The sequence below is a fragment of the Ectopseudomonas toyotomiensis genome (assembly GCF_900115695.1).
Lineage (GTDB): Bacteria > Pseudomonadota > Gammaproteobacteria > Pseudomonadales > Pseudomonadaceae > Aquipseudomonas > Aquipseudomonas toyotomiensis.
Map to the genome: position 1 here is coordinate 169,775 of NZ_FOXK01000011.1, position 19,636 is coordinate 189,410.

Sequence of the window (19,636 nt, forward strand, 5' to 3'; positions counted from 1 at the left end):
GGCTGTGTAAATCCGGGGCTCTATCAAGGGTTCTCCCGGATTGCATCCGGACTACGTTCCGCCGCCTGTTGCAAGGCCACGCCGGCGCCGGTCAGGCCGGGGTACTCGGCCGTCACCAGCCACACCGGGATGCCGTCAAGGTAATGGCTCATGCAACCCTTGTCGCGGAAACTCTTGGCAAAACCGCTGGCAAGAAAACGCTCGGCGAAACGCGGCACCACGCCGCCGACGATATACACCCCACCGCGCGCGCCCAACGTCAGGACATTGTTGCCAGCAGCGCGGCCGAGCCAGCAACTGAACTGTTCCAGCACCTCGGCGGCAACGGGCTCGCCGGCCAGGCCTGCGGTAGTGATGGCCGCTGGCGTCGCGTGCTGCAAAGGCTGACCGTCCAGCTCACAGATGGCCCGATACAGCACCAGCAGACCATTGCCACTGAGCACGTCTTCGGCGCGCACGTGGCCCAGTTGCCGATAAAGAATTTGCCAAAGCTCGGCCTCACGCGGGCTGCCGATGGGTAGATCAACGTGACCACCCTCGCCCGGCAGCACCAGCCAGCGGCCATCGGCCTGCTCCAGCAGCGTACCGACGCCCAGACCGGTGCCGGCGCCGATCACCAAGGCCGGACGGTCTGTCTGCGGCTCGCCTGGGCATACCTGCACGCGCTCATGCTCGGCGATGCGGGTCATGCCCAGGGCCATGGCGGAGAAGTCGTTGATCATCAGCAAGCCGTCGATCTGCAATGCCTCGCAGAACGCCGTACGGTCGATACGCCAGTGATTGTTGGTAAAGCGGAACAGGTTGCCGCTGACCGGCCCGGCGCAGGCCAGGCATACCGAGCCGATGGACCCCGGCTGCAGCCCCTGGGTGTGCAGATAGGCGACGATGGCCTGCTCCGGCCCTTCGAAATCGGCGGTCGGCAGAACCTGCACCGCCTCCAGTTGCTCGTCACGCCACAGGGAAAAGCGTGCGTTGGTACCACCGATATCGCCGACCAGAGCCAGTTTCACGAGAACGTCTCCTGAGCGAAGGCCGTTCGCTGATCGGCAACTGCAGAAAAGTGAGGATGCATGGCATCGACTCCAAACCCGAATTATTTTTGTAGTTCAGACAACGCGCATCACAGTAAACCCGAAAATTACGCCTATCAACCCGCTCAAAGTTGTAATAACAACAATATTTAATGCCAGATCATAGCCCTCGCCTCGCACAACAGATTCAGCACCCGGCATGATCCCGGACAATATCTGCAGCCATCCTGCGCCCTAGACTCGGCCCTTTCCGAGTTCGCAAGGAGAGCAGCATGTCACCCGATATCGTCATCGTCGGCGCCGGCCCGGCTGGCCTTTGCCTGGCCCGCGCCTTGTCCGGGCACGGCCTGTCCATCGTGGTGCTGGAGCGCCAGGCCGAGCAGGCACTGGCCGAACCGGCCTTCGATGGCCGCGAGATCGCCCTCACCCATGGCTCGCAGGCGCTGCTCGAACGCCTCGGTCTGTGGGCGCGCCTGCCCGGCGAAGACGTTGCCGTACTGCGCGATGCCCAGGTGTTCAACGGCCCCTCGCTGTTCGCGTTGAAGATCCGCGCCGAACAGGCCGGCGCCGAGCGCCTCGGCCATCTGGTGGCCAACCAGGCCATTCGCCGCGCCGCCTATCAGGCCCTGAGCGACTGCGCCGATGTGCAATTGCTGTGCGAAACCAGCGTGCGCGCCATCGAGCAAAGCCAGAACGAGATGAAGCTGGTGCTGCAGGATGGCCAGGTGCTACAACCACGCATGCTGGTCGCTGCCGACAGCCGCTTCTCGGAAACCCGCCGCCAGCTCGGCATCGGCGCGCAGCTCAAGGACTTCGCCAAGACCATGCTGGTGTGCCGCATGCAGCACGAACAGGATCATCAACAGATAGCCTGGGAATGGTTCGGCTATGGCCAGACCCTGGCCCTGCTACCGCTAAACGGCCGGCAGTCGTCGGTGGTGCTGACCCTGCCACCGCGCGAGATAGAACGCCTGCAGAAACTGGACGAAGCGATCTTCACCCGCGAGATGCAGCAGCGCTTCGACCGCCGCCTGGGCGCCATGCAACTGGTCAGCAGCCGCCACGCCTATCCGCTGGTGGGCGCCTATGCGCGGCGCATGGTCGGCACCCGCTGCGCCCTGCTCGGCGATGCCGCCGTCGGCATGCACCCGGTCACCGCGCATGGTTTCAACTTCGGCCTGATCGGCGTGCAACTGCTCAGCGACGCACTGCTGGCCGCTCACGGCAAACGCCAGGACATCGGTGCGACTGCGCCATTGGCGCGCTACGAGCGCCAGCTACGCCTGGCCACCTGGCCGCTGTACCAGGCCACCAACCTGCTGGTGGAGCTGTATACCAACGACCGTTTACCGGCGCGCCTGCTGCGCGGCGCCGGCCTGCGCGTGGCGCAGGGTCTGTTGCCGTTGAAGAAGGGCATCGCCCGTCATCTGACCGCCCAAGCCTGAAACTCCCGCAAGCGCGCCGGACTCGGCGCGCAACCGGCCAACCTCATCTGATACGCATCAGACAGCAGTTTCTGAGTCTGTTTTGTTTTGCCCCGCCTCCCTACAGTTTCGCCACTCGCGCGGCTGCGCCCGCATCTGTATGGAAGGTTAACGCGATGCAATCTGCTGCTCCCCACCCGGCCTACAACTACAAGGTCGTCCGCCAGTTCACCCTGATGACCCTCTTCTGGGGCGTGGTGGGCATGTGCACCGGCGTGCTCATCGCCGCCCAACTGGTCTGGCCGGAACTGAACTTCGACACGCCCTGGCTGAGTTTCGGGCGCCTGCGCCCGCTACACACCAGCCTGGTGATCTTCGGCTTTGCCGGTAGTGCCCAGTTCGCCGCCAGTTACTACGCGGTGCAGCGCACCTGCCAGACGCGGCTGTTCTCCGACAGGCTGGCCGCCTTCACCTTCTGGGGCTGGCAGGCGACCATCCTGATCATGCTGGTCACCCTGCCCATGGGCCTGACCACCACCAAGGAGTACGCCGAGATCGAATTCACCGGCGCGGTGTGGATGGCCATCGTCTGGGTCGCCTACGGCATCGTCTTCTTCACCACCCTGACCCGCCGCAAGACCCGCCATATCTACGTCGGCAACTGGTTCTTCGGCGCCTTCATCCTGGTCATCGCCATGCTCCACATCGTCAACCACCTGTCGGTGCCAGTGAGCTGGTTCAAGTCCTACTCGGTGTATTCGGGCGCCACCGATGCCATGGTGCAATGGTGGTACGGGCACAACGCGGTGGGCTTCTTCCTCACCACCGGTTTCCTCGGGATGATGTATTACTTCGTGCCCAAGCAGGTGAACCGGCCGGTGTACTCCTACCGCCTGTCCATCGTGCATTTCTGGGCGCTGATCACCCTGTACATCTGGGCCGGCCCGCACCACCTGCACTACACCGCGCTACCTGACTGGGCGCAGAGCCTCGGCATGGTGATGTCGATCATCCTCCTGGCGCCGAGCTGGGGCGGCATGGTCAACGGCATGATGACGCTGTCCGGCGCCTGGCACCTGCTGCGCACCGACCCGATCCTGCGCTTTCTGGTGGTGTCCCTGGCCTTCTACGGCATGAGCACCTTCGAAGGCCCGATGATGGCGATCAAGACCGTCAACGCCCTGTCCCACTACACCGACTGGACCATCGGCCACGTACATGCCGGTGCACTGGGCTGGGTCGCGATGATCACCTTCGGCTCGCTCTATCACCTGATTCCGAAGGTCTTCGGCCGCGATGGCATGTACAGCACCGGCATGATCAACGCGCACTTCTGGCTGGCCACCATCGGCACCGTGCTGTACATCGCCTCGATGTGGGTCAACGGCATCACCCAGGGCCTGATGTGGCGAGCGGTCAACGAGGACGGCACCCTCACCTACTCCTTCGTCGAGGCACTGGAGGCCAGCCACCCCGGCTTCGTGGTGCGCCTGGTCGGCGGCCTGTGCTTCCTCACCGGCATGCTGCTGATGGCCCTCAACACCTGGCTGACCCTGCGCAGCCCGACCACCGAGCGGCACGATGCCGGAGACCCCGCCCATGCCGGCTGAAGCCTGGTGGATGATCGCAGTGATGGTGTTCTTTCTCGGCGTGCAACTCAGCCTGGGGCGCGGCAGCCAGCGCGACCTCGACGAGGCGACGATGCTGCCCTTCGCCGACGATCCCGAAGTGGCGCGCCGGGTCGAACGTGACACCGGGCGCAGCACCCGCGGCTGCGCCTGTCCCGGTACCTGTGACGGGCACTGCGAGCATCTCGGACGCCAGGAATTCTGAAACATTGGTCGCCATTTCTGGACAATGCATCCAGAAACGAGGCGCTGATCAGAGCCGGATGGCTACCTAGACTCGGGTTTCCTCAACCCGAGTCGGGAGACATCTCATGGTCGATCATTCCATTGCAGGCAAGACGGTACTCATCGCCGGTGGCGGCAAGAACCTCGGCGGGCTGCTGGCCCGCGATCTGGCCACGCACGGCGCCAGTGCGGTGGTCATTCACTACAACAGCGCAGCCAGCAAGGCGGAGGCCGACGCCACCGTGCAAGCAGTGCAGCAGCTCGGTGCCAAGGCCGTGGCGCTGCAGGGCGACCTGACGCGCGCCGCCGCCGTGGAGAAACTCTTCGCCGATGCGGTGGCCGCCGTCGGCCGCCCAGATATCGCCATCAACACAGTGGGCAAGGTGCTGAAGAAGCCTTTCAGCGAGATCAGCGAAGCTGAGTACGACGAGATGACCGCAGTCAACTCCAAGTCAGCGTTCTTCTTCCTCAAGGAAGCCGGCAAGCACGTCAAGGACAACGGCAAGATCTGCACCCTGGTGACCTCGCTACTGGGCGCCTACACCCCCTTCTACGCCGCCTACGCCGGTACCAAGGCGCCAGTGGAGCACTACACCCGAGCAGCCTCCAAGGAATTCGGCGCACGCGGTATCTCGGTCACCGCCGTCGGCCCAGGCCCGATGGATACACCCTTCTTCTACGGCCAGGAAGGCGCCGATGCGGTGGCCTACCACAAGAGTGCGGCGGCGCTGTCGCCCTTCTCCAAGACCGGCCTGACCGATATAGAGGACGTGGTGCCCTTCATCCGTCACCTGGTCAGCGATGGCTGGTGGATCACTGGGCAGACAATTCTGATCAATGGCGGCTATACCACTAAGTAAGCAACTGGAGATAGCCCGGGAGGTGGGCGGATGCGAACCCTGATTCTGGTGGTAGTTGGCCTGGCGCTGGCGGCCCTGGCATTGCGCTTCGCACCGGCGGCGCAGCGCACACTGGCTGTCACGCTGTTCACCCTGTTGTGGTTGGGCGTCTGCGCGCTCAATCTGCGCACCGGGCTTGCCCATGGTTATACCCTGGCCGAGGAACTGCCGATCCATGCCGTGCTGTTCGGCGTTCCCGCGGCTGCCGCCTGGCTCGCCTGGTGGTGGCTGCGACGAGCCGGTTGAACAGGTAGAACAATGGACAAACTCGAGCAGTACCGCGTTTTCCTGCAGATCGCCGAGATGGGCAGCTTCATCAAGGCGGCCAATGCTCTGGAACTGCCACGCGCCTCGGTATCGGCGGCGTTGCAGCAACTGGAAAGTCAGTTGGGCGTTCGCCTGCTGCACCGCACCACACGCAACGTGCGCCTGACGCCCGATGGCAGCCAACTGCTCGAACGCATTCGCGAGTTGCTGGCACTGGCCGAGGACATCGAGCAGAGCGCGCAAGGAACCGGCAGCCAGGTCAGTGGACGCTTGAAGATCGACGTGCCCAGCCGCATCGCCCGGCGCCTGATCGCACCGGCGCTACCGAACCTGCTGCGTCGCCATCCGCAATTGCAACTGCTGCTGAGTTCGACCGACCGCGCTATCGACCTGGTCAAGGAGGGCGTCGACTGCGTGCTGCGCGTCGGCACGCTCAGCGACAGCAGCCTGGCGGCGCGACAGCTGGGCAACCTGGCACTGATCAACTGCGCCAGCCCGGCCTACCTGCGTGAACATGGCGAGCCGCAGCAGGCCGATGACCTGGAAGGCAGCCACTGGATGGTCGGCTACGCCTCACCCACCAGCGGCCGCGAGATGCCCTGGGAATATGTCGACGACAATGGCGAGCAGTGCGAACTGCGCCCGGCCAGCCGCGTGATCGTCAATAACGCGGAGAACTACATCGCCTGCTGCCTGGCCGGCCTGGGCCTGATCCAGATTCCGCGCTTCGACGTGCAGCACCTGCTGGCTTCGGGCGAACTGCTGGAGGTGATGCCGCAGCAGCGTGCCGCCGCCATGCCGATCGCCCTGCTCTACCCGCACCGCCGCCAGCGCTCAAGGCGCCTGGCGGTGCTGATAGAGTGGCTGGAGCAGTTGATGGCGCCCCATCTGGAATGATTCAGAACCTGTTTATGTTCTGCCGCGCATCGAGGCGCTACACCCACTGATCATTGCGTTTGCGCTTGACCCGCAGCATGGTCGGCAGAATCAGCCCGAGCAACAGCCCGGCGCCGGCGATGCTGCCGCCATAGGCCATGTAGCGCATCAGCACCTGCTGCTGTTCCTCACCCAGTTGTGCCTGGGCATCGCGCAGCTGCGAACGGGTGGTGGTCAGCTCGGCATCCAGCGCGCCGCGGGCGGCCTGCAGCTCGTCGATGAGTTTCTTGCGCGAATCGAGGGTTTCCTGCATGCCTTGCACACGCACCTTCCAGGCGTCGTCGATGCCTTTGAGCTCAGCGCTGAGGTCGGCGACTTTCTGTTCCAGTTGCGGCAGGCGCTCGGCCTGGCCTGGCACCGACTGCAGGTCGCGGCTGGGAATCCAGACGCTGCTGCCGCTGGCGCTACGCACCTGGCTATAGTCGCCCTGGGTGCGCAACAGCTCCACTTTCTCCCCGGAAACCAGGGTGCCGACGATGCGGTAGCCATCGGTAGGGCCACTGCGCACGTAGGTATTCAGGCTGTCGCTGACCCAGCGCTGGTTGCCAGACGTTTCTTCGGCCAGAGACGGTTGTGCGCCGCCGAGCAGGCCACCGAGCAGCAGGCAGGCACTGAGAATGCGAGGTTGGAGTGGAGCATGACGAGATAAAAACATGGGGCGATCTTCACGTGGCAGTCAGACGAACCCGGCAAACGGGATGGACGTTGCCGGCCACGCGCTGAACAACACGCTCAAGCATGATCCAGGCAGAATCCGCGACGTAGACGCCACACTAGCGGCCAATAGCCATCTATTCCTGCCGGTACGGGCCGACAGCAGACAGACATTGGCCACTTGCCTGGAGTTCACTCCAGGCAGGAGATGGTAGATGGACGGAAGGTGGCGTCAGCCGTTGTGGCGCTGAACGAAGGTAGAGAAATCCGCCAACGGCATCGGCCGACCTAGCAGATATCCCTGGAACTGACTGCAACCGTTGTCCGCCAGAAACCTACGTTGCGCCTCGGTTTCCACGCCCTCGGCGATCACCGTCATACCCATGCTCTGCCCTAGCGCGATCACCGTGCGCACGATGGTTTCGCTGTTGGCATCGGTGAGCACGTCGCAGATGAACGAACGGTCGATTTTCAGTTTGCTCAGCGGCAGGCGCTTGAGGTGGCTTAGGGAAGAAAAGCCGGTACCGAAGTCATCCAGCGAGAAGCGCACACCATGTTCGACCAGCGCCGTCATCTTGCGCGTGAGGTCCTCCATGTCATGCACGATCAGCGTCTCGGTCAACTCCAGTTCCAGGCGCCGGGCATCGATACCGTGGCGCCCGATCAGGCCGAGAATTTCGGCGACGAAACTGTTTTGCGAGAACTGCTTCTGGCTGATGTTCACCGCCAGGCCCAGGTCGCCGAAGAGCGGGTCATCCTTCCACCGGCGCAGCTGCGCGGCCGTTTGCTCCAGCACCCACTGGCCAATGGGGATGATCAGCCCGGTATTCTCGGCGTGGTCGATGAACTCGCCAGGTGCCAACAGACCGCGTTGCGGGTGCTGCCAGCGAATCAGCAACTCGGCGCCGATGACCCGCCCGGCACCATTGAGCTGCGGCTGGTAATACAGCACGAACTGTTGCTCGCGAATGGCCGCGCGCAGGTCGCGATCCAGCTCCGAGCGCTCGGCGGTGTCGCTCTGCAGGATATGCAGGAGCAGAAAGAACAGCGCCATGGCAGCGAAGCCCTGCACCCAGGAACCGACGATGCGCACGTCGTCCGGCAGCGCATAGAGATCGGTGGGCCGCCAGTTGGACGCGGCCAGGGCGACGAACAGCAACAGGCAGAACAGGGACATGCCGTAACGCAGCCACATGGGCTCATCGCGGAAGGCCATCAACGCGCCGACAGCCACCGGTAGCAGATAGAGATGTGTCGCACGCGGCGCCATGAGGGTCGGCGGGTCGAGCAGCAGGGTCGAGGCGACGACGATGAGGATCAGCGCACCGAACAGAATGAGGTTGGCGCTGCGGGCCTGGTTGCGCAGCGTCAGGGCGAAGACCGCCACACCGCTGAGGATGATGGCCACATCCATGATGACGATGGCCCAGTAGCCGCGAGAGGAAAAGAACAGCCCCCAGAGCAGGCCCATCACGATCATCACCAGACTCGACAGCATGCGCATGCGCCGCTCGCGGCGCTGGCCTACCAGAGCCAGGTCTGCACCATGCCAGAGTTTGCGAACGCGCCTGCCGAAGCTCGAGAGTGATGGCATGGTGAAATCCTGATCCGATCACTTCATTCTTGAAGGTGCCTGGCCGAATGCAAGTTTCCGACGCAGCTTTTAACAGCCTGTTAATGCTGCCAGTGCGCCTCGCTGGCCAGCCGTTCGGCAATGAAGTCCAGCAGCAGGCGCATCGCCGGCAGCATCTGTCGACGGGTGCCGTACAGGGCATGGATGCCCAGCTCCGGCGGCCGGTAATCCGCCAGAAGCTGCACCAGGCGTCCTTCGCGTAGCAAAGCTTCGACCGAATACAGCGGTTGCAGGCTGATACCGGCACCCGCCAGCGCCGCTTCCAGCAGCACCATCGACTCGTTGGCGCTGAGGCTGCCGGACACCGAAACCGCACTCGCCTCCCCTCGATGCTCGAACTCCCACAGGCTGCGGCCGAAGTAGGCGTAAGCCAGGCAGTTATGTCGGGCCAGATCCTCCGGGCGCTGCGGTGTGCCGTGTCGCGCCAGGTAATCCGGGCTGGCACAGACCACCGAGCGGCACACAGCCAGGCGCCGCGCGATCAGATTCGGATCGAGCTGATTGGTAATGCGCAGCGCCAGGTCGATGCGCGCCTCCACCAGATTGACCGCTTCGCTGCCCACCAGCAGGTCGACGTTGACCTGCGGGTAACGCTCGATGAAGGCCTGCAGCGCATGCACCAGCCAGGCCTGGGCGAAGGACTGGCTGCAGGTGATACGCAGGGTGCCGCGCGGCGTATCGTCCACCCCCCGGCCGATTGCCTGCATACGCTCGGCCAGGGCCAACATCTCGCGGCACTGCGGCAGCATCTGCTCGCCGGCCGCTGTCAGGCTCAAGCGCCGTGTGCTGCGGTGCAACAGGCGCACACCGGACCAGGCTTCCAGCTCGGCGAGGTAGCGCGAAACCATCGCCCGCGACATGTCCAGCGCCTCGGCAGCGGCCGTCTGACTGCCCCGCTCCAGTACCTCGACGAACACCCGCGCCGCCATCAGTCGATCCATGATTCGCTCGATTCATGCAACAAATATGGCCAGCTTACGGGGATTTTCGCTCGACAGGTAGCGCATAAGATGCGCCGCACCCTATCTGCCTGGAGATCGTTCATGTCCCACGTCACCCGTTTTATCGCCGGCCTCGGCCTGCTCGCCGCTGCCAGCGGCGCCCTCGCCCAGTCGCTGACACTGGACACCTACAACCCGCGTGAAGCCGCTGTATTTCCTGTCAGCTCGACCCTGATCAGCGGCGAGAAGGACGCCATCCTGGTGGATGCGCAGTTCTCCAACGATGAGGCGCAGGAACTGGTCGAACGTATCCGCGCCAGCGGCAAGCGCCTGACCACCATCTTCATCAGCCATGGCGACCCGGATTTCTACTTCGGCCTCGACGTTCTGACCCGCGCCTACCCCGAAGCCAAGGTGCTGGCCACGCCGGCCACCGTCGCCTATATCGAGAAGACCCGCGCGCCCAAGCTGGCTTACTGGGGGCCGATTCTCAAGGATAGCGCGCCGGCCCGTACCGTTGTGCCCGGAGCCCTGCAGGGCAATCAGCTGCAGCTGGAAGGCCAGCGTATCGAGGTGGTCGGCCATGACCCGCAACACACCAGCCTGTGGATTCCCGGCATCAAGGCCGTGGTCGGCGGCGTGCTGACCAGCGCCAACATCCACCTATGGGTGGCTGACGCGCAGAGCGTCGGGGCTCGGCAAAGCTGGCTGAAGTCGCTGGATGAACTCGAAGCCCTGCAACCGACCAGCCTGGTGCCAGGCCACTACCTGGGCGAGCCGGCGATGGATCTGGCCGACCTGCGCTTCACCCGCGACTACCTGCGGGCTCTGGAGCAGGAACTGCCGAAAGCCAAGGACGCCCAGGCGCTGATCACGGCGATGAAGGCACGCTTTCCAGGGCTGCAGGATGACAGCAGCCTGGAGCTGAGCGCCAAGGTACTCAAGGGCGAGATGCAGTGGCCTTGAAGCGTTGCGCTGCCTGACGCGGCCACGTTAGCGCCCTTGTCGAACATCAGGGTCGCCTCCTGCCCTGATGGTCGCACCCGTGATGCATACGCCTGACAGCGTCTCTGACCTGTCGGGCGTTGCCGTTTCAGGACCGGCAAAACCTGTACAGCCCGCACAAGCGCCGGCGTGACTCGGCAGCCATTGCACGAACGTGCACGAAAGGGCTTGCAAAGAAGGGCAAACGGCTATACAAAAACTGTACACAAATAAACCTTGTACAGCTTTGGGTAAATCGACATGCCGTCCTACCGTGCTCCGCTGCGTGACATGCGCTTCGTGTTCGAAGAATTGCTCGACGCCTATACCCTGCTGCAAACGCTGCCCGAACAGCGTGAGCTCACTGCCGACCTCGGCGGCGCAATTCTCGAAGAAGCGGCCAAGCTGGCCGAGAACGTACTCGCACCCCTCAATGGCCCCGGTGACAAGCAGGGCTGCCAGTACGACCCGCAGACCCGCAGCGTGCGCACCCCCGACGGTTTCAAGGCCGCCTATCAGCACTTCGCCGAAGGCGGCTGGACGGCACTGGCCTGCACGCCTCGGTTCGGCGGCCAGGGCCTGCCCCACGTACTCAACATGCTGGTCGAGGAGATGACCTGCTCGGCCAACCTGTCGCTCGGCATGTACCCCGGCCTGACCCACGGCGCCATCAACGCCCTGACCAGCCATGGCACGCCCGAGCAGCAGGCGACCTATCTGCCGCGCCTGATAAGCGGCGAGTGGACCGGCACCATGTGCCTGACCGAAGCGCAGTGCGGCACCGACCTTGGCCTGATCCGCACCCGCGCCGTGCCGCAGGCCGATGGCAGCTATGCCATCACCGGCACCAAGATCTGGATCACCGGCGGCGAGCACGATCTGGTCGACAACATCGTCCACCTGGTGCTGGCCAAGCTGCCGGACGCACCGGACAGCGTCAAAGGTATCTCCCTGTTCCTCGTGCCCAAGGTACTGGAGGACGGCAGCCGCAACCCGGCCTTCTGTGGCGGCCTGGAGCACAAGATGGGCATCAAGGGCTCGGCCACCTGCGTGATGAATTTCGAAGGTGCCAAGGGTTGGCTGATCGGCGAGCCGAACAAGGGCCTGAGCTGCATGTTCACCATGATGAACTCGGCGCGCCTGATGGTCGGCATGCAGGGTCTGGGCGTGGCCGAAAGCGCCTACCAGATCGCCCTGGGCTTCGCTCGCGAACGCTTGCAGAGCCGCTCCATCTCCGGGCCCAAGGCCGCCGACAAACCGGCCGACCCGATCACCGTGCACCCGGACGTACGGCGCATGCTGCTGCGGCAGAAGGTGATGATCGAAGGCTGCCGCGCCCTCGCTTACTTCGCCGGCCTGCAGCAGGACATCGCCCACGGCGCCGAAGATGCCGAAACGCGCAGCCGCGCCGACGATCTGGTGCAATTGCTCACACCGGTGGTGAAGGCCTTCCTCACCGATGAAGGCTTCACCTGCGCCAACGAGGGCCTGCAGGTGCTGGGCGGCTCCGGTTTCACCGAAGACTGGGGGATCGAGCAACTGGTGCGCGACAGCCGCATCACCCGTATCTACGAAGGCACCAACGGCATCCAGGCGCTCGATCTGGTTGGTCGCAAGCTCGCACTCGGAGGCGGTCGCGCCGTGCGCGCGTTTTTCGCCCTGGTCGAAGGCTGGCTCAAGAACAATGCCGATGCCCCGCATGCCACTGCGGTGACCCAGGCGTTGAAGCAACTGCAGCAGGCCACCCTGTGGCTGGCCAGCGAAGGCAGCAAGGACCCGGAGCAGGCTGCGGCAGCGGCAACGCCCTATCTACGCCTGTTCGGCCTGACCAGCCTGGCCTGGTTGTGGTCGCAACAAGCCCAGCTGGCCCAGCGCCAACTCGATGCCGGCAGTTCGGAAACCCATTTCTATGCGGCCAAGATCAAGTCCGCCGATTTCTTCATGGCCCGCATCCTGCCAGAAACCGACGCCCTGCTCAGCGAGATCAAGGCAGGCAAGGCGACACTGATGGCCTTCACTGACGAGGAGTTCGCCGCCTGATCGCAGGCGGCACTGACAAGCTGCGCAATCCGACAACCCACCTCTCCCCTTTTTGGTTGTCGGATTTTTTTATTGGCTACCCGCGGCCATTCGATGGCCGCGGCCAACTGCAACTGCGGAGGGATGACTCATGGCAGCCCTGACATCACGCCTCTGTTCGGCCCTGCTGCTGACGCTGGCACTTGCCAGCACCTCGGTGCAAGCCAACAACCAGAGCGGCTGGCGTGAACAGCTACCGCAGGCCGAGCTGGTCGGCAGCGGTGATTTCAGCTGGTTCGGTTTCTCGGTCTACAACGCCAAGCTATGGAGCCCGGCGCAGCAGGTGGATTTCTCCCAGCCCTTCGCCCTGGAGCTGACCTACAGGCGCACCATCAGCCGGGAAACCCTGGTCGAAACCAGTCTCGACGAAATACGCCGGATCAACGGCCAACCCCTCGACCGCGAACAGCAGAGCGAGTGGACGCAGCAGATGAGCCAGGCGTTCGTCGATGTGAAGGATGGCACACGCATCACCGGCGTATTCCTGCCCGACCAGGGCTGCCGCTTCTACGTCGACGGCAAACTGCAGCACGTCATCGACGATCAAGAGTTCGCCCGCGCCTTCTTCTCCATCTGGCTCGATCCGCAGACTCGCAGCCCGAAGCTGCGTGCGGCATTGCTCGGCCTTAATCCGTGAGGTATCGCATGAAAGCCCTATTGATTGTGCTGAGCAGCCTGCTGCTGATCAGCTGCGGCCAGGTCCCGGTCGAACGTTACGCCAACGAGAAACCCGTGCTGGATCTGCCCACCTACTTCTCCGGGCCGGTGCAAGCCTGGGGCATGTTCCAGGACCGCTCCGGCGAAGTGATCAAGCGCTTTCACGTCGATATCCAGAGTCGCCGCGAGGGCGACAAGCTGATCCTCGATGAACGTTTCCTGTACAGCGACGGCACCCGCCAGCGCCGGGTCTGGACGCTGACGCCCGACGGTACGGGACGCTGGATCGGCACCGCTGACGACGTGGTCGGCGAAGCCATAGGCGAAGTGGCCGGCAACGCCCTGCGTTGGCGTTACCACCTCAACCTGCCGGTGGACGATACGACCTATGTCGTTTACTTCGATGACTGGATGTACCTGATGGACGACGACACCCTGATCAACCGCTCGGTCATGAGCAAGTTCGGCATCGAACTCGGTCAGGTCACGCTGTTCTTTCGCCGTGGCGCCGCTCAGCCATGACCCTGCACAGCCTGGGCAACGGATACAAGGCGCTAGTGATTGGCGCCAGCGGCACCATCGGCCAGGCCTTCTGTCAGTTGCTGCGCGCCGACCCCAACTGCGCCGGCGTACGTGAGCTGAGCCGTAGCAGCTCACCGGCGCTCGATCTGGAAGAGCCTGCCAGCATCGCCGAAGCCGCAGCAGCCTTGGCGGACGAAGGGCCGTATCAGTTGATCCTGCACACGGCCGGACTGCTACATCGCCCGGGCATAGCGCCGGAGAAAAGCCTGGCGGCGATCGAAGCCGATGCACTGCAGGCGATATTCCAAGTCAATGCGCTGGGGCCGGCTCTGGTGCTGCGCCACTTCCTGCCACTGCTCGACAAACAGGGCGCCATGGCCATGCTTTCGGCCAAGGTCGGCAGCATCGGCGACAACCGCCTCGGTGGTTGGTACGCCTACCGAGCGTCCAAGGCGGCGCTGAACATGCTGATCAAGACCGCCGCGATCGAGCTGGCACGCAGCAAGCCCAAGGCACGCCTGCTCAGCCTGCATCCCGGCACGGTCATCTCTCCCCTGTCGCAACCCTTTCGCGGTGCCAGTGCTGCGCGACCGGCCGAGCAGGCCGCCGCTGAAATGCTGCAAGTGATCGACGGTCTGGGGCCCGAGCACAGCGGCAGCTTCCACGCCTACGACGGCCAGCCCTTGCCGTGGTGACAGCAGTCAGGCAACGCGGCCTGGGCATCAGGGGCGAGGCTGGCCCGCGCCCTTGAGAAAGAACTGCTCGAGCACCGCCAGCGAACGCGCACTGGCGGCGCGGCCACGACGCTCGGCATCGACCATGCCATAGATCAGCGACACGAACAATTCGGTCAACAGCTCGGCGGTGATGTCGATGCGAAAGTACCCCTCCTGCTGGCCACGCAGGAAGAAGCTGTCCAATGCATCGGTGTAGGCGATCCAGCGTGCCCCGTCCTGGTCCGGGTCGAGACTGTCGGGGCGGTACTGGAAGATCATGAACACCAGCAACTCGCGGTGTCTGAGGTGATTTTCGATCAGGTTGCGCAATGCCTGCGCCACATCGGCGACCTGCAGGTCGGCGTCTTCGATCACCTGGTTGAGCGCTGCCTGACTGTGATTCATCAGGCGCTCGACCAGGCTGTCACGCGTGCCACAGAAACGATGCAAGGTGGCCTTGCTGACGCCCGCGGCTTCGGCCAGATCTTTCAGCGTCGCCCGCGGGCGATCGACGATGGCAACAGCCAGGGCCTTGAGCAGTTTTTCATCATTGGACATCGCAGGCCCTCCGCTTGAGCAGCGCGCATTGTGCAGAAAAAGTCCCCAGACTCAACGGGGACTTACAATTTTGCTCACAAAAGATCCATATGAGTCAATATTGACTCATTTTGACCAAGGCATGATCATTCGCGCCTTTCAAGGAAAATGGATCTCACTCCAGGTGACAGCATGAGCACAATTCGCGGACGTTACGTTTTTTCAGTGGTCGCTCTACTGGCGGCAATCGGCCTGGCCGGCTGCGACAAAGGCGAGCAAGGAGGGGGTGAGGCGCCACCACGCGAGGTCGACGTGCTGACCGTCAAGACCGAGCCGTTCACCGTGATCGCCGAACTGCCAGGCCGAATCGAGCCGGTGCGGGTCGCCGAAGTACGCGCCCGGGTCGCCGGCATCGTGCTCGAACGCACCTTCGAGGAAGGCGCCGACGTCAAGGCCGGCGACCTGCTGTTCCAGATCGACCCGGCACCGTTCAAGGCCGCCCTGTCGCGTGCTCAGGGCGAACTGGCCCGCGCCGAGGCGCAGCTGTTCCAGGCGCAGGCCACGGTCAAGCGCTACGAGCCACTGGTGAAGATCGATGCGGTCAGCAAGCAGGACTTCGATGTCGCCAAGGCTGCCCTGCAAAGCGCCCAGGCCGACAAGCGCTCGGCACAAGCCAGCGTGGAAACCGCGCGGCTGGATCTGGGTTATGCCGAAGTGCGCGCGCCCATTGCCGGACGCATCGGCCGCGCCCAGGTGACCGAAGGCGCGCTGGTCGGCCAGGGTGAAGCCACCCTGCTCGCCCGCATTCAGCAGCTCGACCCGGTCTACGCCGACTTCACCCAGCCGGCCGCCGATGCCCTGCGTCTGCGCGCTGCCATCGCCGATGGCAAGGTTGCCGGTGCAGCCGATCAGCCCTTGTCGCTGCGCGTCGATGGCACCGATATCGAGAGCAAAGGCACCCTGCTGTTCACCGATATCTCGGTGGATCGCAGCACCGGCCAGATCGCCCTGCGCGGCCGCTTCGACAACCCGCAAGGCGTGCTGCTGCCCGGCATGTACGTGCGCGTGCTGACGCCGCAGGGGCTGAACCAGAACGCCATCCTGGTGCCGCAGCGTGCCGTGCAGCGTGCTGCCGACGGCCAGGCCAGCGTGATGCTGCTGGGCGAAGACGACACCGTCGAGGTTCGCCAGGTCACCACCGGCGCCATGCACGGCTCACGCTGGCTGATCGCCGAAGGCCTCGCGGCCGGCGACAAGGTGATCACCAGCTCGCTGGCTGCCATCAAGCCCGGCGCCAAGGTCGTGCCGCGCGAGGAAGCTGACGCGCACGCTCCACAATCCCAGGCGCAGTAAGCCGGAGAGAACCCCATGTCCCTGTTTTTCATACGGCGCCCCAATTTCGCCTGGGTGGTCGCCCTGTTCATCTCGCTGGCCGGCCTGCTGGCCATCCCGTTCCTGCCGGTGGCGCAGTACCCCAACGTGGCGCCGCCGCAGATCACCGTCACCGCCACCTACCCAGGCGCCTCGGCGCAGGTGCTGACCGACTCGGTGACCAGTGTCATCGAGGAAGAGCTCAACGGCGCGAAGAACCTGCTGTACTTCGAGTCCACCAGCAACGCCAACGGCATCGCCGAGATCACCGTGACCTTCCAGCCGGGCACTGACCCCGAACTGGCCCAGGTCGACGTGCAGAACCGCCTGAAGAAAGCCGAGGCGCGCATGCCGCAGGCCGTGCTCACCCTGGGCATCCAGACCGAGCAGGCCACGGCGGGCTTCCTGCTGATCTACGCGCTGAGCTACAAGGATGGCGGCAAGAACGACAACACCACGGCGCTGGCCGACTACGCCGCGCGCAACATCAACAACGAAATCCGTCGCGTCCCTGGCGTCGGCAAGCTGCAGTTCTTCGCCTCCGAAGCCGCCATGCGGGTGTGGATAGACCCGCAGAAGCTGGTCGGCTACGGCCTGTCGATCGACGACGTGAACAACGCCATCCGCGCGCAGAACGTGCAGGTGCCGGCCGGCGCCTTCGGCAGCACGCCAGGTTCCAGCGAGCAGCAACTGACTGCCACCCTGGCGGTCAAGGGCACCCTGGACAACCCGGATGAATTCGCCGCCATCGTGCTGCGTGCCAACCAGGACGGTTCGCGCCTGACCCTGGGCGACGTGGCGCGCATCGAGGTCGGCAGCCAGGACTACAACTTCGGCTCGCGCCAGGACGGCAAGCCCGCCGTCGCGGCCGCCGTGCAGCTGTCGCCCGGTGCCAACGCCATCCAGACCGCCGAGGCGGTGAAACAGCGCCTGACCGAACTGTCAGTGAACTTCCCGGACAACGTCGAGTTCTCGGTGCCTTACGACACCTCGCGCTTCGTCGACGTGGCCATCGACAAGGTCATCATGACCCTGGTCGAGGCCATGGTGCTGGTGTTCCTGGTGATGTTCCTGTTCCTGCAGAACGTGCGCTATACCCTGATCCCGTCCATCGTGGTGCCGGTGTGCCTGCTCGGCACCCTGACCTTCATGTACCTGCTGGGCTTCTCGGTGAACATGATGACCATGTTCGGCATGGTGCTGGCCATCGGCATCCTGGTCGACGACGCCATCGTGGTGGTGGAGAACGTCGAGCGGATCATGGCCGAGGAAGGCCTGGCGCCGGTGCCGGCGACCATCAAGGCGATGGGCCAGGTATCCGGGGCGATCATCGGCATCACCCTGGTGCTGTCGGCGGTGTTCCTGCCGCTGGCCTTCATGTCCGGCTCGGTCGGGGTGATCTACCAGCAGTTCTCGTTGTCGCTGGCGGTGTCGATCCTGTTCTCCGGTTTCCTCGCCCTGACCTTCACTCCGGCGCTGTGCGCGACGATTCTCAAGCCCATCCCGGAGGGGCATCACGAGAAGAGCGGCTTCTTCGGCGCTTTCAATCGCCTGTTCACTCGTCTGACCGGGCGCTACACCGCGCTCAACGGCAAACTGGCGCCACGTGCGGGCCGCGTCATGTTCGTCTACCTGGGCATCGTGGTGCTGATGGGATTCTTCTACCTGCGCCTGCCGGAATCCTTCGTACCGGTCGAAGACCAGGGCTACATGATCGTCGACATCCAGCTGCCACCGGGCGCCACCCGTGAGCGCACCTCGGCGGCCGGCGAGGAACTGGAAGAATTTCTGATGGGCCGCGACGCCATCGAGACCTCCTTCCTGGTGCTCGGCTTCAGCTTCTCCGGCATGGGCGAGAACGCCGCCATCGCCTTCCCGCTGCTCAAGGACTGGTCGGAGCGTGACGCCACACAATCACCGGAGGCCGAATCGGCAGCGGTCAACCAGCACTTCGCCAACCTCGACGACGGCGCCATGATGGCCGTGCCACCTCCGCCGATCGAAGGCCTGGGCAACTCCGGCGGCTTCGCCCTGCGCCTGCAGGATCGTGCCGGCCTCGGCCGCGACGCCCTGCTCGCCGCGCGCGACGAGGTGCTGGGCAAGGTCAACGGCAACCCGAAGTTCCTCTACGCCATGATGGAAGGCCTGGCCGAGGCGCCGCAGTTGCGCCTGGTCATCGACCGCGAAAAGGCGCGTACCCTTGGTGTGAGCTTCGAGTCGGTGAGCAGCGCACTGTCAACCGCCTTCGGTTCCTCGGTGATCAACGACTTCGCCAACGCAGGTCGCCAGCAACGCGTGGTGGTGCAGGCCGAGCAGGCCGAACGGATGACCCCGGAAAGCGTGCTCCGGCTGCACGTACCCAACGACAGCGGTGGACTGGTACCACTGAGCGCCTTCGTCACCACGCAGTGGGAAGAAGGTCCGGTGCAGATCGCCCGCTACAACGGTTATCCGTCGATCCGCATCGCCGGCGACGCCGCCCCTGGCGTCAGCACCGGCGAGGCCATGGCCGAACTGGAGCGCATCGCCGCCGAGCTGCCGGAAGGCATCGGTTATGAGTGGACCGGCCTGTCGTATCAAGAGCGGGTCGCCAGCGGCCAGGCAGTGATGCTCTTCGCCCTGGCCATCACCGTGGTGTTCCTGCTGCTGGTGGCCCTCTACGAGAGCTGGGCGATCCCGCTGAGCGTGATGCTCATCGTGCCGGTCGGCGCCCTCGGCGCGGTGCTGGCGGTGACCGCCATCGGCCTGCCCAACGACGTCTACTTCAAGGTCGGCCTGATCACCGTGATCGGCCTGGCGGCGAAGAACGCCATCCTCATCGTCGAGTTCGCGAAGGATCTGTGGGAAGACGGCTACTCGTTGCGCGATGCCGCCATCGAAGCAGCACGCCTGCGTTTCCGCCCGATCATCATGACCTCCATGGCCTTCATGCTCGGCGTGGTACCGCTGGCCATCGCCACCGGCGCCGGCGCCGCCAGCCAGCGCGCACTGGGTACCGGCGTACTGGGCGGCATGCTCAGCGCGACCATGCTCGGGGTGATCTTCGTGCCGATCTTCTTCGTCTGGGTGCTGTCGCTGCTGCGTACCAAACCTCAGCAAACCGACAACCATCCCCTGCATAAAGCGGAGTAA

The 19,636-nt window shown here is 64.3% G+C and carries 18 protein-coding genes; 13 read left to right on the forward strand and 5 right to left on the reverse strand.

Annotated elements, in window-relative coordinates:
* Window positions 1-23: 23 nt before the first annotated feature.
* The gene (locus BM186_RS21455; protein WP_074918223.1) at window positions 24-1,010 is read right to left on the reverse strand and encodes a glucokinase; all 987 of its coding nucleotides are present in this window, start codon (window positions 1,008-1,010) and stop codon (window positions 24-26) included.
* Between the two features lie 293 nt (window positions 1,011-1,303).
* Between BM186_RS21455 and ubiM the strand changes: the two genes are divergently transcribed.
* The 6 genes from ubiM (at window position 1,304) to BM186_RS21485 (ending at window position 6,371) form a co-directional block, all read left to right on the forward strand.
* Window positions 1,304-2,476 carry a 5-demethoxyubiquinol-8 5-hydroxylase UbiM gene (gene ubiM / locus BM186_RS21460; protein ID WP_074918225.1) on the forward strand — a complete coding sequence of 391 codons (1,173 nt, stop codon included), beginning with the start codon at window positions 1,304-1,306 and terminating at the stop codon, window positions 2,474-2,476.
* A 155-nt stretch (window positions 2,477-2,631) separates the two neighbouring features.
* Entirely contained in the window at window positions 2,632-4,065 is a 1,434-nt protein-coding gene (gene ccoN / locus BM186_RS21465) for a cytochrome-c oxidase, cbb3-type subunit I (protein WP_074918226.1), read from the forward strand.
* On the forward strand, window positions 4,055-4,288 hold the full coding sequence (locus tag BM186_RS21470; protein WP_074918228.1) for a cbb3-type cytochrome oxidase subunit 3: 234 nt from the start codon (window positions 4,055-4,057) through the stop codon (window positions 4,286-4,288). Before ccoN ends, BM186_RS21470 begins: the two co-directional genes overlap by 11 nt.
* A gap of 106 nt (window positions 4,289-4,394) precedes the next feature.
* Window positions 4,395-5,168, forward strand: a complete 774-nt coding sequence (locus BM186_RS21475; RefSeq protein WP_072425496.1) for an SDR family oxidoreductase — start codon at window positions 4,395-4,397, stop codon at window positions 5,166-5,168.
* Window positions 5,169-5,198: 30 nt separating this feature from the next.
* Window positions 5,199-5,453: a hypothetical protein gene (locus BM186_RS21480; protein ID WP_074918230.1), complete on the forward strand. Its 255-nt coding sequence runs from the start codon at window positions 5,199-5,201 to the stop codon at window positions 5,451-5,453.
* A 12-nt stretch (window positions 5,454-5,465) separates the two neighbouring features.
* Window positions 5,466-6,371 (forward strand): LysR family transcriptional regulator, encoded by a 906-nt coding sequence (locus tag BM186_RS21485; RefSeq protein WP_074918232.1) that lies wholly within the window; start codon window positions 5,466-5,468, stop codon window positions 6,369-6,371.
* 37 nt (window positions 6,372-6,408) lie between these two features.
* Here the strand turns inward: BM186_RS21485 and BM186_RS21490 are convergent, their stop codons facing one another.
* The 3 genes from BM186_RS21490 to BM186_RS21500 form a co-directional block, all read right to left on the reverse strand.
* The gene (locus tag BM186_RS21490; protein ID WP_072425499.1) at window positions 6,409-7,065 is read right to left on the reverse strand and encodes a TIGR04211 family SH3 domain-containing protein; all 657 of its coding nucleotides are present in this window, start codon (window positions 7,063-7,065) and stop codon (window positions 6,409-6,411) included.
* A 231-nt stretch (window positions 7,066-7,296) separates the two neighbouring features.
* Window positions 7,297-8,658, reverse strand: a complete 1,362-nt coding sequence (locus BM186_RS21495; RefSeq protein ID WP_074918234.1) for a putative bifunctional diguanylate cyclase/phosphodiesterase — start codon at window positions 8,656-8,658, stop codon at window positions 7,297-7,299.
* 80 nt (window positions 8,659-8,738) lie between these two features.
* On the reverse strand, window positions 8,739-9,638 hold the full coding sequence (locus BM186_RS21500; RefSeq protein ID WP_074918236.1) for a LysR family transcriptional regulator: 900 nt from the start codon (window positions 9,636-9,638) through the stop codon (window positions 8,739-8,741).
* Window positions 9,639-9,740: 102 nt separating this feature from the next.
* Here BM186_RS21500 and BM186_RS21505 point away from each other — a divergent pair, with 102 nt between their 5' ends.
* From BM186_RS21505 to BM186_RS21525, 5 genes are all read left to right on the forward strand, one after another.
* Window positions 9,741-10,604, forward strand: a complete 864-nt coding sequence (locus BM186_RS21505) for an MBL fold metallo-hydrolase (protein ID WP_074918238.1) — start codon at window positions 9,741-9,743, stop codon at window positions 10,602-10,604.
* A gap of 279 nt (window positions 10,605-10,883) precedes the next feature.
* Complete coding sequence (locus tag BM186_RS21510; RefSeq protein ID WP_074918240.1) at window positions 10,884-12,662, forward strand: acyl-CoA dehydrogenase C-terminal domain-containing protein; 1,779 nt, start codon at window positions 10,884-10,886, stop codon at window positions 12,660-12,662.
* 130 nt (window positions 12,663-12,792) lie between these two features.
* Window positions 12,793-13,338, forward strand: a complete 546-nt coding sequence (locus BM186_RS21515) for a chalcone isomerase family protein (protein WP_072425503.1) — start codon at window positions 12,793-12,795, stop codon at window positions 13,336-13,338.
* 8 nt (window positions 13,339-13,346) lie between these two features.
* The gene (locus tag BM186_RS21520) at window positions 13,347-13,880 is read left to right on the forward strand and encodes a DUF3833 domain-containing protein (RefSeq protein ID WP_074918242.1); all 534 of its coding nucleotides are present in this window, start codon (window positions 13,347-13,349) and stop codon (window positions 13,878-13,880) included.
* On the forward strand, window positions 13,877-14,575 hold the full coding sequence (locus tag BM186_RS21525) for an SDR family NAD(P)-dependent oxidoreductase (RefSeq protein ID WP_074918244.1): 699 nt from the start codon (window positions 13,877-13,879) through the stop codon (window positions 14,573-14,575). The genes BM186_RS21520 and BM186_RS21525 overlap by 4 nt, the downstream gene beginning before the upstream one ends.
* Window positions 14,576-14,602: 27 nt before the next feature.
* Here the strand turns inward: BM186_RS21525 and BM186_RS21530 are convergent, their stop codons facing one another.
* Complete coding sequence (locus BM186_RS21530) at window positions 14,603-15,154, reverse strand: TetR/AcrR family transcriptional regulator (protein WP_064495799.1); 552 nt, start codon at window positions 15,152-15,154, stop codon at window positions 14,603-14,605.
* Window positions 15,155-15,325: 171 nt separating this feature from the next.
* On the opposite strand from BM186_RS21530, the gene BM186_RS21535 reads away from it, so the two are divergent.
* Window positions 15,326-16,486 carry an efflux RND transporter periplasmic adaptor subunit gene (locus BM186_RS21535; RefSeq protein ID WP_074918245.1) on the forward strand — a complete coding sequence of 387 codons (1,161 nt, stop codon included), beginning with the start codon at window positions 15,326-15,328 and terminating at the stop codon, window positions 16,484-16,486.
* A 15-nt stretch (window positions 16,487-16,501) separates the two neighbouring features.
* The gene (tmexD, locus tag BM186_RS21540; RefSeq protein WP_074918246.1) at window positions 16,502-19,636 is read left to right on the forward strand and encodes a multidrug efflux RND transporter permease subunit TMexD; all 3,135 of its coding nucleotides are present in this window, start codon (window positions 16,502-16,504) and stop codon (window positions 19,634-19,636) included.